Below are 14,132 nucleotides of genomic sequence, written 5' to 3' on the forward strand. Positions count from 1 at the left end.
GATGGTGCGGACGGAGGGGTGTGTGTTCCAAGTCACGGCTCGGGCGGCCGAAGGGCAATTACCACTAAAGAGAATTGAAACCCTAATAGGGGTGAATCGGACTTCATGCGTGACGGTGTGTGGGCCGTGTGGCTGACACGTGATGGTGGTCACGTCGGGTGAAGTGGCCTGGCCCGTATAGGTGGGCGATATCGGTGATCGAAACGTGACCGGATACGCTGACTTGAGTGAGGGCAGCGACCTATCGACAAACCGTGTAATCCCCAGCAGACACCAGCAGACAGGAGACCCCTCGTGACCGTCGTCGGGCCATTCGGGCTGACCGTGCGGGACCAGGCTCTCGAAGCCGATGTCCAGGCCGGATTGGCGGCTGTCGAGGAAGGGCTGCTCGAAGCCACCAAGAGCGAGGTCCCGTTCATCACGGGCGCCGCCCAGCACCTCGTCAGGGCGGGCGGGAAGCGGTTCCGGCCACTGCTCGTGATGCTCGCGTCCCAGTTCGGGGATCCGTACGCGCCGGGGATCGTGCCCTCGGCCGTGGTGGTGGAGCTGACCCATCTGGCGACGCTGTACCACGACGACGTGATGGACGAGGCCGCCGTGCGCCGCGGGGTGGCCAGCGCCAACACCCGCTGGGGCAACTCGGTCGCGGTCCTGACCGGCGACTTCCTCTTCGCCCGCGCCTCGCAGATCCTCGCCGACCTCGGCCCGGAGGCCGTGCGCGTGCAGGCCGTGGCGTTCGAGCGGCTGGTCACCGGGCAGATCCTGGAGACGGCGGGTCCGCAGGACGGCCGGGACCCGGTCGACCACTACCTGGACGTGCTGGGCGGCAAGACCGGCTCGCTGGTGGCGGTGTCGTGCCGGTTCGGCGCGATGATGTCCGGCGCCGACGAGACGGTCGTGGACGTGCTGACGCAGTACGGCGAGCGCCTGGGCGTCGCCTTCCAGCTGGCGGACGACGTCCTGGACATCGCCTCCGACTCGCACGAGTCGGGCAAGACGCCCGGCACCGATCTGCGCGAGGGCATCGCCACGCTGCCGGTGCTGCGGCTGCGCGAGCGCGCGGCCCGGCTGGGGCTGGCCGAGGACATCGCCCTGTGCGAGCTGCTGGACTCCGACCTGAGCGACGACGCGCGGCACGCGGAGGCGCTGGCGGCGCTGCGGGCGCACCCGGCGCTGGAACAGGCCCGCCGGGACACCGTGCGCTACGCCGAGGAGGCGCGTGCCGCGCTGGCGCCGCTGCGGGAGTGCGAGGCGAAGGCCGCACTGCTTCAGCTGTGCGACGCGGTGGTGCACCGGGCCGGCTGATGCCCGTCCGGTCCCGCGACCTCGCCGGACGCCCCCGCCGGGCGGCCCCTTCGAGCGGCGCTCTCCACATCTACCCCTACGGGGTAGGGGAGGCGTCGCCCTTTGTGTGTCATACCGCAGGCGTACACGGAGTTGGCTCCGGGGTCTGACGCTTCCGCCCCGCCGATTTGGTCAGATGGAAACAACGGACCACACCACTCCTCACCGATCTGGGTGAGAATGGCGGCTGAGGGCGACACCCCAGTGCAGAAGGACAGCCGCCGCCGATGACGGAGGTAGGGCACACATGGCACCGAACGAATCCGAAGCCGACGACCTGCGCACGGGGCGCCGCAAGGCCGCGCGCTACGTCGTCCCGGTCACGGTGGTGGGGGTCGCGGCGGCGACCATCGGGCTCGTCCCCGCGCTCGCCGCGTCCGGCGACCCCAGCCTGCCGAAGATCACCGCACAGCAACTCATCGAGAAAATCGCCAAGTCGGACGTCCAGCAGCTGTCCGGCACGGTCAAGGTCAGCACCGACCTGGGTCTGCCGAACCTCGGCGGCCTGGAGAGCGGCCTGGCCTCCGGCGCAGCCAGGGGTGGTGACGGTTCGTCGGCCGACCCGACGTCAAAGCTGTCCGAGCTGGCCTCCGGAACGCACACCCTGCGCGTCGCCGCCGACGGCGAGGACCGGCAGAAGGTCTCGCTGATCGAGAGCGCCGCCGAGTACAGCCTCATCCACAACGGCAAGGACGTCTGGGGCTACGACAGCAAGTCGAACGAGGTCTTCCACGGCACCGCGGCCGACGGCGGCAAGAAGCACCGGGACGAGGTCCCCGCCACGCCCAAGGACTTCGCCGACGAGGCCCTGAAGTCGGTCGACGACACCACCTCGGTGAAGGTCGACGGCACCGCGCAGGTCGCCGGCCGCGACGCCTACAAGCTGGTCATCGAGCCGAAGCACGCCTCCGGCACCACGGTCGGTGCGATCAGCATCGCGGTGGACGCCAAGACCGGGCTGCCGCTGAAGTTCACGCTCACCCCGGCGAGCGGCGGCGCCGCCGTGGTGGACGCGGGCTTCACCCAGGTCAGCTTCGCCAAGCCGGCCGCGTCGACCTTCGACTTCACCCCGCCCAAGGGCGCGAAGGTCACCGAGGAGAAGGACGCCGCGAAGGAGGCCGGGCAGGGCGCCGAGCGGAAGGCCGGCCCGGGCCGGCAGTTCCACGAGCCCGGCGCGTCGCACAAGGACCTGGCCGAGAACGGCCCGAAGGTCCTCGGCAAGGGCTGGAACTCCATCGCCGTGTTCGACACCGGCAACAAGGGTGGCATCCCGTCGTCCTCCGGCAAGGGCGACCTGAGCGGGTTCCTCGGCTCGCTCGGCGACCAGGTCAGCGGCAAGTTCGGCAAGGGCACGGTCTTCTCCACCCGCCTGGTCAACGCGCTGATCACGGACAACGGCAAGGTGTACGTCGGCGCCGTCACCAAGGACACGCTGGTGAAGGCGGCGAACACCGGGCAGTAAGCACGCGACGGGCACGAGGAATCGAGGGAGCCGATGGACGGAGGGGATGACAGCGTCATCCACACGCGCGGGCTCACCAAGCGCTACCGCGGCGGACAGCTCGCCGTCGACGGTCTCGACCTGACCGTCCCGGCGGGCAGCGTCTTCGGCTTCCTCGGCCCGAACGGCTCGGGCAAGACCACCACCATCCGCATGCTGATGGGGCTCATCGAGCCCACCTCCGGCACGGCGCGGGTGCTGGGTCGCCCCATGCCCCGGTCCTCGCGCACCGTGCTCCCGCAGGTCGGCGCGCTTATCGAGGGCCCGGCCCTGTACGGCTTCCTGTCCGGCCGGGACAACCTGCTGCGCTACGACGCCGCCGACCCGACCGCCGACCCCCGCACCCGGCGCGCCCGGGTCGCCGCCGCCCTGGACCGGGTGGGCCTGACGGCAGCGGCGGGCAAGAAGGCCAAGGCCTACTCCCTGGGCATGAAACAGCGCCTGGGGCTGGCCGCCGCGCTGCTCCAGCCGCGCAGACTGCTCGTCCTGGACGAGCCGACCAACGGTCTCGACCCGCAGGGCATGCGCGAGATCCGCTCCCTGGTCCGGAAGTTGGCCTCCGACGGCACGACCGTCTTCCTCTCCTCCCATCTGCTGGACGAGATCGAGCAGGTGTGCACCCACGCGGCGGTCATGGCGCAGGGGCGGCTGATCATCCAGGGAGCCGTGGCGGAGCTGGCCGCCGGAGCGCGCGGCCGGCTGGTGGTGACCACGCCCGACACGGGGGAGGCGGCCCGGGTGCTGAAGGAACAGGGTGTCGGCGACGTCGTCGCGGGCGAGGACCGGGTGACCGGCGACCCACCGGAGCGCGACCTCGCCGACGTGAACGCCGCGCTGGTGACGGCGGGCGTCCGCGTACGCGGCTTCGGGGTCGAACGAGCCTCGCTGGAGGACGCGTTCGTGGCACTCACGGGGGAGGGCTTCGATGTCGCGGGCTGAGGTGGCGCCGGGGCAGGTCGCGGACGCGGCCGTGCGCGCCCCGCGCCCGCTGTGGACCTTCGGGCTGCTGCGCAGCGAGCTGGTGACCACCTTCCGGCGCTGGCGCACCCTCGCGCTGCTGGGCGTGCTGGCCGGTGTGCCGGTCCTGGTCGGGGTGGCCGTCAGGATCGAGACGAGGGACGGCTCGTCCGCCGGCGGCGGGGGCGGCGAGGGGCCGGCGTTCATCGCACAGGTCACCAACAACGGGCTGTTCCTGGTCTTCACCGCGCTGGCCGCCACCTTGCCGTTCTTCCTGCCGATGGCCGTGGGCGTGATCGCCGGCGACGCCGTCGCCGGGGAGGCGAACGCGGGCACCCTGCGCTATCTGCTGGTCGCCCCCGCCGGCCGCACCCGCCTGCTGCTCGCCAAGTACGCCACGACGATGGCCTTCTGCCTGGTCGCCACCCTCGTGGTGGCCGTCTCGGCGCTCGTCGTGGGCGCCCTGCTGTTCCCGCTCGGCGATCTGACGACCATCTCGGGCACGCGGATCAGCTTCGCCGACGGACTGGGCCGGGCGCTGCTGATCGCCCTCGTCGTCGCCGCGTCCCTGATCGGGCTCGCCGCCCTCGGCCTGTTCGTCTCGACGCTGACCAACAGTGGGATCGCCGCGATGGCCACGACCGTGGGCCTGCTGATCACCGTTCAGATCCTCGACCAGATCCCCCAACTGCACGCCATCCAGCCGTACCTCTTCCCGCACTACTGGCTGTCCTTCGCCGACCTCATGCGCGAGCCGGTCTACTGGGACGGCCTGGTGAAGAACCTGGAGCTGCAGGCCCTGTACGCGGCCGTGTTCGGCTCGGCGGCCTGGGCACGGTTCACGGCGAAGGACATCACGGCCTAGAGGCCGCCCGCGCGGTCCCTGCCCCCGTGAGACGGGCCAGCGGTTCGCTCTCCCGCGGCGGCGCTCCGCTCAGGTCGCCCAGCCGCCAGGCCTCTACCCACGGGACGCGGTAGACGTCGATCACGGACTCGATCGGCTTCACCCGCTGGGCGAGCCGCCGCGGCAGCCGGCCCGGCGCGTCCGCGACGAGCACCACGGCGTCCAGGTCGAGTCCGGCGGGCGCCTCGCCCCCGCGGAACACGTCGAGGGCCCGGGTGACGGCGTCCAGGCCGGCCGAGTGGGTCCTGGCGACCAGCAGCACCGACTCCGGAGCGCCGGGCCCCGGCCAGGCGCGTCCGCAGTCGTGACCGCCGTAGACGGCCGCGAGCGTGGTCGTGCCCGCGCCGCCGTGGGTGGCCAGCCAGGAGAACCGGCGGGGCATGACGGGCCGGACTGCGGGCCGTCCGGGCCTGTCCTCCCACCCGTCGGCCTCGGCACGGGCATCGGTCACCGGCCCGCGGATCCAGATCTCCGGTCCCTGTCGTACGTCTGTTCGCATGGCCGTCCCCCTCCCATGTCAGCCCGACGATCCTCGCCCGCGAAACGTTACCCGCGTCACAGGAGTGCGGTTCCTGGTGCGAGTCTGTGACGTCGTGGTGACGTGGGGAGGGCAGGCGGGCGGAGAGACTCGAATGCAGCGAACGACCGGATGGCACTCATCCGAGTGAGGAAGCCGATGTCTCGACTGAGCCGCGGGAAGAAGCGGGAACACGAGCGCGCCGCGTGGCCGGCGGCACCCGTGGCGACGACGGTCGCCGTCCATGTGCCGGCGGACGGCGCCGGGGCCTCGGTCGGCGGCGTACCGGTCCGCCCGGCTCCCGGCGAGGAGATCCAGCAGGCCGTCCTGAGCCACCTCCACCGCATCGCCCTCGCCTCAGGCCACCCCGTCCTCGCCACGGTCACCGACGAGCGCATCGGCTACGTCGTCCCCCTCCAGGTCCACACCGACGGCTCCAGCTCGTTCGCGGCGGAGCCCCTGCGCACGGCACCGCCGGACCCGCCGGCCGAGACCCCGCGGCCGGGCCCGGCCCCGCGACCGGAGGACGACAGGGTGACGCACGTACTGAGGCAGACCCCGGAACCGGCCTACGAGCCCGACACGGAGCCGCCCTCCCCGAAGCCCGCCCCCACGTTCCCGCCGCCCGCGCCCCCCGAGCCGCACAGCGAGCGCCGGGCCGGCGGCAGTGCGCCGCACAGCGAGAGCGCGGCTACCTTCCCGTTGCGGGCGGTTTCCGAGTCGCAGGCGCCGACCGCCGAAGAGGCACCTGTGTTCCCGGTGCGGGAGTTGCCGGGGTCCGGGTCGGACAGCGAGCGCCGGGCCGGTGGCAGTGCGCCGTACGGCGAGAGCGCGCCCACTTTCCCGTTGCGGGCGGTTTCCGAGTCGCAGGCGCCGACCGCCGAAGAGGCACCTGTGTTCCCGGTGCGGGAGTTGCCGGGGTCCGGGTCGGACAGCGAGCGCCGGGCCGGTGGCAGTGCGCCGTACGGCGAGAGCGCGCCCACTTTCCCGTTGCGGGCGGTTTCCGAGTCGCAGGCGCCGTTCAGTGAGGTGGCGCCTACGTTCGCGCTGCGGGCGCTGCCGGAACCGGTGGGTGACACGCCCCTCGGTACGGCTGTCGCCCCCACGGGAGTGTTCGGCCCGCCACCGGTGATGGACGCGGGACCGGCCGACGTGAACGCGTGGCCGGAACCGCCCGCGCCCGCCGAGCGTGCCCCAGCGCCTGGCGACCACGCCCCCGCGCCCGGCGCCCCCGCGTCCGCCGCGACTTCGCACCAGCACCAGCGCCCGGACCCCGACCCGGCCGACCCCGACCCGGCCGACCCCGACCCGGCCGACCTCGGCCTGGACGATCCCGAGCCCAAGCCCACCCCCACCCCCGCCCGCGGGTTCGACGCCGTGGCCGAGGCGGTGCTCGGGGAGGATCCCAGGACCGCGGCCGGTGAAGCGGGCGCCGTTCTGCTCGCCGAACCCCTGGCGCGGGTCAACGAGGCGGTGAAGGAGGGCCGGATCGAGGAGGCGGCGGCCCTGGCCGAACGCACCGTCGTGGACGCGTCCGGCACGCTCGGCCCAGAGCACCCCGAGGTGCTGCGGGTGCGCGAACTCACCGCATACATCGCCTACTTGGCGGGCGATCCGCTCCGTTCCTTCGGTATCTCGCTCGGCCTCGCCCGCATCCGCCGCCGCGCCGGTGACGCGGCGGCGGCCTACGGCGACGTGCAGAGCGCGGCCGCCGCCTGGCGCGCGGTCCGCGACCCCGAGCAGGGCCTGCGGCTCGGCCGCGACCTGATCGACCTGTGGACCGAACTCACCGCCGAGGACGGCCCCGCCGCCGACGACATCGAACAACTGGAGTCCGCCCGCGCCCGCATGGGTCGCCTGGCCGAACGGGCCCGCGACGCCACCCCGCCGCTCCCGAGCTGACCCGGCGTCCTACGCCACGCAGAACACGTTGCCCTCCGGGTCCTCCATCACCATCCACTCCCCGCCGTGCTCCCGCACATGCCGCAGCACGCGCGCTCCGAGCCCCTTCAGCCGCTCCACCTCGTCCGCGCGCCGGCCCTCGCCGGGGTGCAGGTCGAGGTGGAGCCGGTTCTTGCCGGACTTGGCCTCCGGCACCCGCTGGAACAGCAGCCGCCGCCCCAGACCGGTGCCGCGTTCCTCGTCGTACGGGTCGTCGGGATGCCGCACGCCGATCAGATCCCGGAAGGCCGGGCGGCCGTGGAACTCGACGGTGGCCTCGCCCGGCAGCGCCCCGAGCTTCAGCAGCCGTTCGACCAACGCGCTGTTGTCCTCCACCTCGTAGTGCAGCGCGGCGGCCCAGAAGTCGGCCTGCGCGTGCGGGTCGGCGGCGTCGATGACGAGCTTCCAGTGCAGCGGAGCGGGCGCGGCGCCCGTGGGTGTCGGAGTCATGCAACCAGTTATATGCGCGGGCTCGCCCCGGGGCTGGAACTTCACCAAGGAGGAGGCGCGAGCACACCGCGCCCGCACCACCCGCGGCAGCGGCTACGCGTCCACGGGGTCGGCCTTCGCCGCCGTCGCGGTCCTGGGGGAGGCGAGCCGGGCCCTGAGCTGTGCCGCCCGTCGGGCCGTGCGCAGCCCGTCCCAGGTCAGCAGGGTCAGGGCCAGCCAGACCAGGGCGAAGCCGGCCCAGCGCTCGGCCGGCATGGACTCGTGGAAGTAGGCGACGCCGAGCAGGAACTGGAAGACCGGGGCCATGTACTGGAGCAGGCCCAGGGTGGACAGCGGCACGCGTATCGCGGCCGCGCCGAAGCAGACCAGCGGCAGCGCGGTGACGATGCCGGTGGAGGCGAGCAGGGCGGCGTGCCCGGCGCCCTCGGCGGCGAACGTCGAGGTGCCGTGGGCGCCCATCCACAGCAGATAGCCCAGAGCGGGCAGGAACTGGACCGCGGTCTCGGCGGTCAGCGACTCGATGCCGCCCAGGTTGACCTTCTTCTTCACCAGGCCGTAGGTGGCGAAGGAGAAGGCGAGGCAGAGGGAGATCCACGGCGGGCGGCCGTAGCCGATGGTGAGCACGACGACGGCGGCGGCGCCGGTGCCGACCGCCGCCCACTGCACGGGCCGCAGCCGCTCCTTGAGGAGCAGTACGCCCATCGCGATGGTGACCAGCGGGTTGATGAAGTAGCCGAGGGAGGCCTCCACCACGTGCCCGCTGTTGACGGACCAGATGTATACGCCCCAGTTGACGGTGATCACCGCGGCGGCGATCACGACGAGGGCCAGCCTGCGCGGCTGGCGCAGCAGTTCGCCGGCCCAGGCCCAGCGGCGTACGACGAGCAGGGCGACGGCGACGAAGGCGAGGGACCACACCATGCGGTGGGCGAGGATCTCGACCGCCCCGGCGGGTTTGAGCAGCGGCCAGAAGATGGGGACGAGGCCCCACATCCCGTAGGCGGCGACACCGTTCAGCAGTCCTGTGCGCCGCTCACCCCTCGGCTGCTCGCTCACTGGTTCCTCCTTCGTGCCCGGCCGCGTACCGTGCGGCGGGCATCAAAGAAGGTAGCGCCACGCGCCCCCGCCTGTCATGTCCGTATGGTCAAACGGTCATGACGGGCGGGTGACGGTTTCCCCGGTGTCGCTCAGGCCCCGAGCGCGGCGGCGATCGCCTCCGAGACCGGGCTGGTGGAGTGCCCGATCAGGCGGGACAGATCGCCGGAGGTGATGACCAGCTCGCCCTTCTCGATGGAGGCGTCCACGCCCGCCAGGATCGCGGCGAGCGGCCCGGGGAGACCGGCGCCGGTCAGGATGCCCGCGTACTCCTCGACGGTGACCGGGTTGGACGTGATCCGCCGGCCGGTCTGCCGGCTCAGCTCGGCGGCGTACTCGGCGAGGCTCCACGCCTCGTCCCCGCCCAGCTCGTACGTCTTGTTCTCGTGGCCCTCGCCGGTCAGGACGGCGACGGCGGCGGCCGCGTATTCGGCGCGCGGGGCGGAGGAGATACGGCCCTCGCCGGCGGCGTGGACGACGGCGCCGTGCTCCAGGACGGGGGCGAGCTGCTCGGTGTAGTTCTCGTGGTACCAGCCGTTGCGCAGCAGTACGTAGGGCACCCCGGAGGCCAGCAGGGCCTCCTCGGTGCCGTGGTGGTCGTCGGCGAGGGCGGCCTTCAGGGTGCCGGGGGCGCTGGTGTAGGCGAGCAGCGCGACACCGGCGGCGCGAGCCGCGTCGATGACGACCCGGTGCTGCCGGACCCGGCCCTTGTCGAACTCGTTGCCGGAGATCAGCAGGACCTTGTCGCCGGCCGAGAACAAGCCGTCGAAGGTCTCGGGCGCGTTGTAGTCGGCGACCGCGATCCGCACCCCGCGCTCGGCGAGGCCGGCGGCCTTCTCCGGGGTGCGTACGACGGCGGTGACCTGGTCGGCCGGGACCTTCTCCAGCAGCTGTTCCACGACGTGGCGGCCGAGGTGTCCGGTGGCTCCGGTGACGACGATGCTCATGACGGAAGTCTCCTTGTGGGGTGCCTGTGCACTAACGCTAGGAGATGCGCTAACTCTTCGAAAGTACCCACTTTGAAGTAAGGTACTGGCATGGCAGTAAGCGCTGGAGGAGCGGCAAGGGACGTCGTCGAAGCGGCGATGTGCCCGTACCGCCTGGTCCTGGAGCACGTCACCAGCCGGTGGGGCGTCCTCGTCCTGATCGAGCTGCTGGAGCGGCCCCACCGCTTCAGCGAACTGCGTCGCGCCGTCGGCCGGGCCAGCGAACGAGGCGTCAGCGAGAAGATGCTCGCCCAGACGCTGCGGACCCTGGAGCGCGACGGACTGGTGCACCGTGACGCCAAGCCCGTGATCCCGCCCCGGGTCGACTACTCCCTCACCGGCCTCGGCCGGGAGGCCGCCGAACAGGTACGGACGCTCGCGCTGTGGACCCAGGAGCGCATGGCGGACGTGGAGCAGGCCCGGCGGACGTACGACGAGGCCCACCGGGCACAAGGCGAGGTCCGCCGGACATACGACGAGGCCCGGGCCGCACGGACCCGGGCCTCGTGAGGCGGAGCAGGCCGCTCAGCCGACGACCGTCCAGGTGTCCCCGCCGGCCAGCAGCGCGGCCAGGTCGCCCTTGCCCCGCTGCTCGATCGCCGCGTCGAGCTGGTCGGCCATCGCGGTGTCGTAGACCGGGCGGTCCACGGACCGGAAGACGCCGATCGGGGTGTGGTGGAGGGTGTCGGGGTCGGCCAGCCGGGACAGCGCGAACGCCATGGTCGGGGAGGCCGCGTGCGCGTCGTGGACGAGGATCTCGGACTCGTTGTCCGGGGTGACGTCCACGACGGACAGGTCGCCGGTGCGCGCGTCCCGGACGACACCGCGCTCGCCGTCGGCGCCGAAGCGGATCGGCTGCCCGTGCTCCAGGCGGATCAGCGCCTCCTGGGCCTGGGTGCGGTCCTTGAGGGCGTCGAAGGCACCGTCATTGAAGATGTTGCAGTTCTGGTAGATCTCGATCAGCGCGGTGCCGGGGTGGGCGGCGGCCTGGCGCAGCACCTCGGTGAGGTGCCTGCGGTCGGAGTCGATGGTGCGGGCCACGAACGACGCCTCGGCGCCGATGGCGAGGGAGACCGGGTTGAAGGGGGCGTCGAGGGAGCCCATCGGCGTCGACTTGGTGATCTTGCCGATCTCGGAGGTCGGGCTGTACTGACCCTTGGTCAGGCCGTAGATCCGGTTGTTGAACAGCAGGATCTTGAGGTTGACGTTGCGGCGCAGGGCATGGATGAGGTGGTTGCCGCCGATGGACAGCGCGTCGCCGTCACCGGTGACGACCCACACCGACAGGTCGCGCCGCGAGGTGGCCAGGCCGGTGGCGATGGCGGGGGCGCGGCCGTGGATGGAGTGCATCCCGTAGGTGTTCATGTAGTACGGGAAGCGGGAGGAGCAGCCGATGCCGGAGACGAAGACGATGTTCTCCCTGGCCAGCCCCAGCTCCGGCATGAAGCCCTGGACGGCCGCGAGGATCGCGTAGTCGCCGCAGCCGGGGCACCAGCGCACTTCCTGGTCGGACTTGAAGTCCTTCATGGACTGCCGGGCCTGGGCCTTCGGCACCAGGGAGAGCGCCTCGGCCGTGCCCGTGCCTTCCGTGGACGTCTCAGCCATCGATGGCCTCCTTGAGAGCCGTGGCGAGCTGCTCCGCCTTGAACGGCATGCCGTTGACCTGGTTGTACGAGTGCGCGTCCACCAGGTACTTCGCTCGCACCAGGGTGGCGAGCTGGCCGAGGTTCATCTCGGGGATCACCACCTTGTCGTAATGCTTCAGGACCGCGCCGAGGTTCTTCGGGAAGGGGTTGAGGTGGCGCAGGTGGGCCTGCGCGATGGACTCCCCGGCCGCGCGCAGCCGGCGCACGGCCGCCGTGATGGGCCCGTAGGTGGAGCCCCAGCCCAGGACGAGGGTGCGTGCCCCATTCGGGTCGTCGACCTCGACGTCGGGGACCTCGATGCCGTCGATCTTGGCCTGCCGGGTGCGGACCATGAAGTCGTGGTTGGCGGGTTCGTAGGAGATGTTGCCGGTGCCGTCCTGCTTCTCGATGCCGCCGACGCGGTGCTCCAGGCCGGGCGTGCCCGGGATCGCCCACGGGCGGGCCAGGGTCTTGGGGTCGCGCTTGTAGGGCCAGAACACTTCGGTGCCGTCGGCCGTCGTGTGGTTGGGGCCCTGCGCGAACTGCACGCTCAGGTCGGGCAGTTCGTCCAGATCGGGGATGCGCCAGGGCTCGGAGCCGTTGGCGAGGTAGCCGTCGGAGAGCAGGAACACCGGGGTGCGGTAGGTCAGCGCGATCCGGGCCGCCTCCAGAGCGGCGTCGAAGCAGTCCGCCGGGGTGCACGGGGCGACGACCGGGACCGGGGCCTCGCCGTTGCGGCCGTACATCGCCTGCAGCAGATCGGCCTGCTCGGTCTTGGTCGGCAGGCCGGTGGACGGCCCGCCGCGCTGGATGTCCACCACCACCAGCGGCAGCTCCAGCGACACCGCCAGGCCGATCGTCTCGCTCTTGAGCGCCACGCCCGGGCCGGACGTCGTCGTCACCGCGAGCGACCCGCCGAAGGCGGCCCCGAGAGCGGCGCCGATGCCGGCGATCTCGTCCTCGGCCTGGAAGGTCCGCACACCGAAGTTCTTGTGCTTGGACAGCTCGTGCAGGATGTCCGAGGCCGGGGTGATCGGGTACGAGCCCAGGAACAGCGGCAGGTCCGCCTGGCGGGACGCCGCCACCAGGCCGTAGGACAGGGCCAGGTTCCCGGAGATGTTGCGGTACGTGCCGACAGGGAAGGCCTTGGCGGCCGGGGCGACCTCGTAGGAGACCGCGAAGTCCTCCGTCGTCTCACCGAAGTTCCAGCCCGCGCGGAACGCGGTGATGTTCGCTGCCGCGATGTCCGGCTTCCGGGCGAACTTCGTCCGCAGGAACTTCTCCGTGCCCTCCGTGGGCCGGTGGTACATCCAGCTCAGCAGGCCCAGCGCGAACATGTTCTTGCTGCGCTCGGCCTCCTTGCGGGACAGGTCGAACTCTTTGAGGGCCTCGACCGTCAGGGTGGTCAGCGGCACCGGGTGCAGGTGGTAGCCGTCCAGCGAGCCGTCCTCCAGCGGGGAGGCGTCGTAGCCGACCTTCTGCATCGCGCGCTTGGTGAACTCGTCGGTGTTGACGATGATCTCCGCGCCGCGCGGCAGGTCGCCGACGTTCGCCTTCAGCGCGGCCGGGTTCATCGCGACCAGCACGTTCGGCGCGTCCCCGGGGGTGAGGATGTCGTGGTCGGCGAAGTGCAGCTGGAAGGAGGACACACCCGGCAGGGTTCCTGCGGGGGCCCGGATCTCGGCCGGGAAGTTCGGCAGCGTCGACAGATCGTTCCCGAACGACGCCGTCTCCGAGGTGAAGCGGTCACCGGTGAGTTGCATACCGTCACCCGAGTCACCCGCGAACCGGATGATCACCCGGTCCAAACGGCGGACGTCCTTCGTCCCGGCCGCCCTGCGCTGCTCTCCTACGACGGCTCCGTCGGCCTGCTCCGCTGGACTGCTGACCTGGCTGGTCACTGAACTGGACCTCCTTCGAGGCTGCTGTGTGGGAGCGGCCTTCCCGAAGACCTTCCCGGCTTCAACCCTACGACCGTGAGGGTCGCCTTCCCTGCATCGTTCGCATGCTGGACGCACCGATGAGACGGTTCGCACGGTCCGTCACAGTGTCGGACGATCACGAGTTCAGATAGGTGAGCACGGCCAGAACACGCCGGTGATCCCCATCACTTTGGGACAGTCCGAGCTTGAGGAAGATGTTGCTGACGTGCTTCTCGACCGCGCCGTCGCTCACCACCAGCTGCCGGGCGATCGCCGAGTTCGTCCGCCCCTCGGCCATCAGCCCCAGCACCTCCCGCTCCCGCGGGGTGAGCCCGGCCAGCACGTCCTGCTTGCGGCTGCGGCCGAGCAGCTGCGCGACGACCTCCGGGTCCAGGGCCGTACCGCCCTCGGCCACCCGCACCACCGCGTCCACGAACTCGCGCACCTCGGCCACGCGGTCCTTGAGCAGATAGCCGACCCCGCGGCTGGAACCGGCCAGCAGTTCGGTGGCGTACCGCTCCTCCACGTACTGCGAGAGCACGAGCACGCCCAGCGCCGGGTGCGCCTTGCGCAGTTGCACCGCGGCCCGGACCCCCTCGTCGGTGTGCGTCGGCGGCATCCGCACGTCCGCCACGACGACGTCCGGCAGCGCCTGCTGGTCGTGCAGCTCCGTGATGGTCTTGATCAGCGCCTGGGCGTCCCCGACACCCGCCACGACCTCGTGTCCGCGGTCGGTCAGCAGCCGGGTCAGGCCCTCCCTGAGCAGCACTGAATCCTCGGCGATGACCACCCGCACCCTGTCCTCCATGATCCTCGGCCCCCCACAGCCTCGCCCCACGGCCTTCCGCGCGACACGGTCCAGCATTCCAGTATTCGGACCGCGCCGCGCC

Annotated in this window: 13 protein-coding genes; 6 read left to right on the plus strand and 7 right to left on the minus strand. The window is 71.6% G+C overall.

Annotated elements, in window-relative coordinates:
* Window positions 1-294: 294 nt before the first annotated feature.
* From ACWEK3_RS06210 to ACWEK3_RS06225, 4 genes are all read left to right on the plus strand, one after another.
* Window positions 295-1,305, plus strand: coding sequence for a polyprenyl synthetase family protein (locus ACWEK3_RS06210; RefSeq protein ID WP_361424071.1), 1,011 nt, complete (start codon window positions 295-297; stop codon window positions 1,303-1,305).
* A 286-nt stretch (window positions 1,306-1,591) separates the two neighbouring features.
* The gene (locus ACWEK3_RS06215) at window positions 1,592-2,806 is read left to right on the plus strand and encodes a LolA family protein (protein WP_450545126.1); all 1,215 of its coding nucleotides are present in this window, start codon (window positions 1,592-1,594) and stop codon (window positions 2,804-2,806) included.
* Between the two features lie 33 nt (window positions 2,807-2,839).
* Entirely contained in the window at window positions 2,840-3,784 is a 945-nt protein-coding gene (locus ACWEK3_RS06220) for an ABC transporter ATP-binding protein (protein WP_450545128.1), read from the plus strand.
* A complete protein-coding gene (locus tag ACWEK3_RS06225) occupies window positions 3,771-4,667 on the plus strand; it encodes an ABC transporter permease (protein WP_450545129.1) in 897 nt (298 codons plus the stop codon). The genes ACWEK3_RS06220 and ACWEK3_RS06225 overlap by 14 nt, the downstream gene beginning before the upstream one ends.
* Here ACWEK3_RS06225 and ACWEK3_RS06230 read toward each other — a convergent pair.
* The gene (locus tag ACWEK3_RS06230) at window positions 4,657-5,205 is read right to left on the minus strand and encodes a DUF6668 family protein (protein WP_450545131.1); all 549 of its coding nucleotides are present in this window, start codon (window positions 5,203-5,205) and stop codon (window positions 4,657-4,659) included. The genes ACWEK3_RS06225 and ACWEK3_RS06230 overlap by 11 nt on opposite strands.
* A gap of 177 nt (window positions 5,206-5,382) precedes the next feature.
* Here ACWEK3_RS06230 and ACWEK3_RS06235 point away from each other — a divergent pair, with 177 nt between their 5' ends.
* Complete coding sequence (locus ACWEK3_RS06235) at window positions 5,383-7,125, plus strand: tetratricopeptide repeat protein (RefSeq protein WP_453249058.1); 1,743 nt, start codon at window positions 5,383-5,385, stop codon at window positions 7,123-7,125.
* 9 nt (window positions 7,126-7,134) lie between these two features.
* On the opposite strand, the gene ACWEK3_RS06240 is transcribed toward ACWEK3_RS06235, so the two are convergent.
* The 3 genes from ACWEK3_RS06240 to ACWEK3_RS06250 form a co-directional block, all read right to left on the minus strand.
* Window positions 7,135-7,614 carry a VOC family protein gene (locus tag ACWEK3_RS06240; RefSeq protein WP_376401909.1) on the minus strand — a complete coding sequence of 160 codons (480 nt, stop codon included), beginning with the start codon at window positions 7,612-7,614 and terminating at the stop codon, window positions 7,135-7,137.
* Between the two features lie 93 nt (window positions 7,615-7,707).
* Window positions 7,708-8,607: an EamA family transporter RarD gene (rarD, locus tag ACWEK3_RS06245; protein ID WP_450545165.1), complete on the minus strand. Its 900-nt coding sequence runs from the start codon at window positions 8,605-8,607 to the stop codon at window positions 7,708-7,710.
* A gap of 194 nt (window positions 8,608-8,801) precedes the next feature.
* Window positions 8,802-9,656, minus strand: a complete 855-nt coding sequence (locus tag ACWEK3_RS06250) for an SDR family oxidoreductase (RefSeq protein WP_453249059.1) — start codon at window positions 9,654-9,656, stop codon at window positions 8,802-8,804.
* A gap of 90 nt (window positions 9,657-9,746) precedes the next feature.
* Here ACWEK3_RS06250 and ACWEK3_RS06255 point away from each other — a divergent pair, with 90 nt between their 5' ends.
* Window positions 9,747-10,205: a winged helix-turn-helix transcriptional regulator gene (locus tag ACWEK3_RS06255; RefSeq protein ID WP_453249060.1), complete on the plus strand. Its 459-nt coding sequence runs from the start codon at window positions 9,747-9,749 to the stop codon at window positions 10,203-10,205.
* Window positions 10,206-10,220: 15 nt separating this feature from the next.
* On the opposite strand, the gene ACWEK3_RS06260 is transcribed toward ACWEK3_RS06255, so the two are convergent.
* From ACWEK3_RS06260 to ACWEK3_RS06270, 3 genes are all read right to left on the minus strand, one after another.
* The gene (locus tag ACWEK3_RS06260) at window positions 10,221-11,300 is read right to left on the minus strand and encodes a 2-oxoacid:ferredoxin oxidoreductase subunit beta (RefSeq protein ID WP_450545138.1); all 1,080 of its coding nucleotides are present in this window, start codon (window positions 11,298-11,300) and stop codon (window positions 10,221-10,223) included.
* Window positions 11,293-13,221 (minus strand): 2-oxoacid:acceptor oxidoreductase subunit alpha, encoded by a 1,929-nt coding sequence (locus ACWEK3_RS06265; protein WP_450545140.1) that lies wholly within the window; start codon window positions 13,219-13,221, stop codon window positions 11,293-11,295. Before ACWEK3_RS06265 ends, ACWEK3_RS06260 begins: the two co-directional genes overlap by 8 nt.
* 157 nt (window positions 13,222-13,378) lie before the next feature.
* A complete protein-coding gene (locus tag ACWEK3_RS06270; protein ID WP_141359434.1) occupies window positions 13,379-14,050 on the minus strand; it encodes a LuxR C-terminal-related transcriptional regulator in 672 nt (223 codons plus the stop codon).
* Between the last annotated feature and the right edge of the window lie 82 nt (window positions 14,051-14,132).

Source organism: Streptomyces sp. NPDC004721, assembly GCF_053601495.1.

Coding starts and splice junctions, on each gene's coding strand:
- ACWEK3_RS06215 (WP_450545126.1), top strand. CDS start 1,592: ATGGCACCGAACGAATCCGAAGCCGACGACCTGCGCACGGGGCGCCGC.
- ACWEK3_RS06220 (WP_450545128.1), top strand. CDS start 2,840: ATGGACGGAGGGGATGACAGCGTCATCCACACGCGCGGGCTCACCAAG.
- ACWEK3_RS06225 (WP_450545129.1), top strand. CDS start 3,771: ATGTCGCGGGCTGAGGTGGCGCCGGGGCAGGTCGCGGACGCGGCCGTG.
- ACWEK3_RS06230 (WP_450545131.1), bottom strand. CDS start 5,205: ATGCGAACAGACGTACGACAGGGACCGGAGATCTGGATCCGCGGGCCG.
- ACWEK3_RS06235 (WP_453249058.1), top strand. CDS start 5,383: ATGTCTCGACTGAGCCGCGGGAAGAAGCGGGAACACGAGCGCGCCGCG.
- ACWEK3_RS06240 (WP_376401909.1), bottom strand. CDS start 7,614: ATGACTCCGACACCCACGGGCGCCGCGCCCGCTCCGCTGCACTGGAAG.
- rarD (WP_450545165.1), bottom strand. CDS start 8,607: ATGTGGGGCCTCGTCCCCATCTTCTGGCCGCTGCTCAAACCCGCCGGG.
- ACWEK3_RS06250 (WP_453249059.1), bottom strand. CDS start 9,656: ATGAGCATCGTCGTCACCGGAGCCACCGGACACCTCGGCCGCCACGTC.
- ACWEK3_RS06255 (WP_453249060.1), top strand. CDS start 9,747: ATGGCAGTAAGCGCTGGAGGAGCGGCAAGGGACGTCGTCGAAGCGGCG.
- ACWEK3_RS06260 (WP_450545138.1), bottom strand. CDS start 11,300: ATGGCTGAGACGTCCACGGAAGGCACGGGCACGGCCGAGGCGCTCTCC.
- ACWEK3_RS06270 (WP_141359434.1), bottom strand. CDS start 14,050: ATGGAGGACAGGGTGCGGGTGGTCATCGCCGAGGATTCAGTGCTGCTC.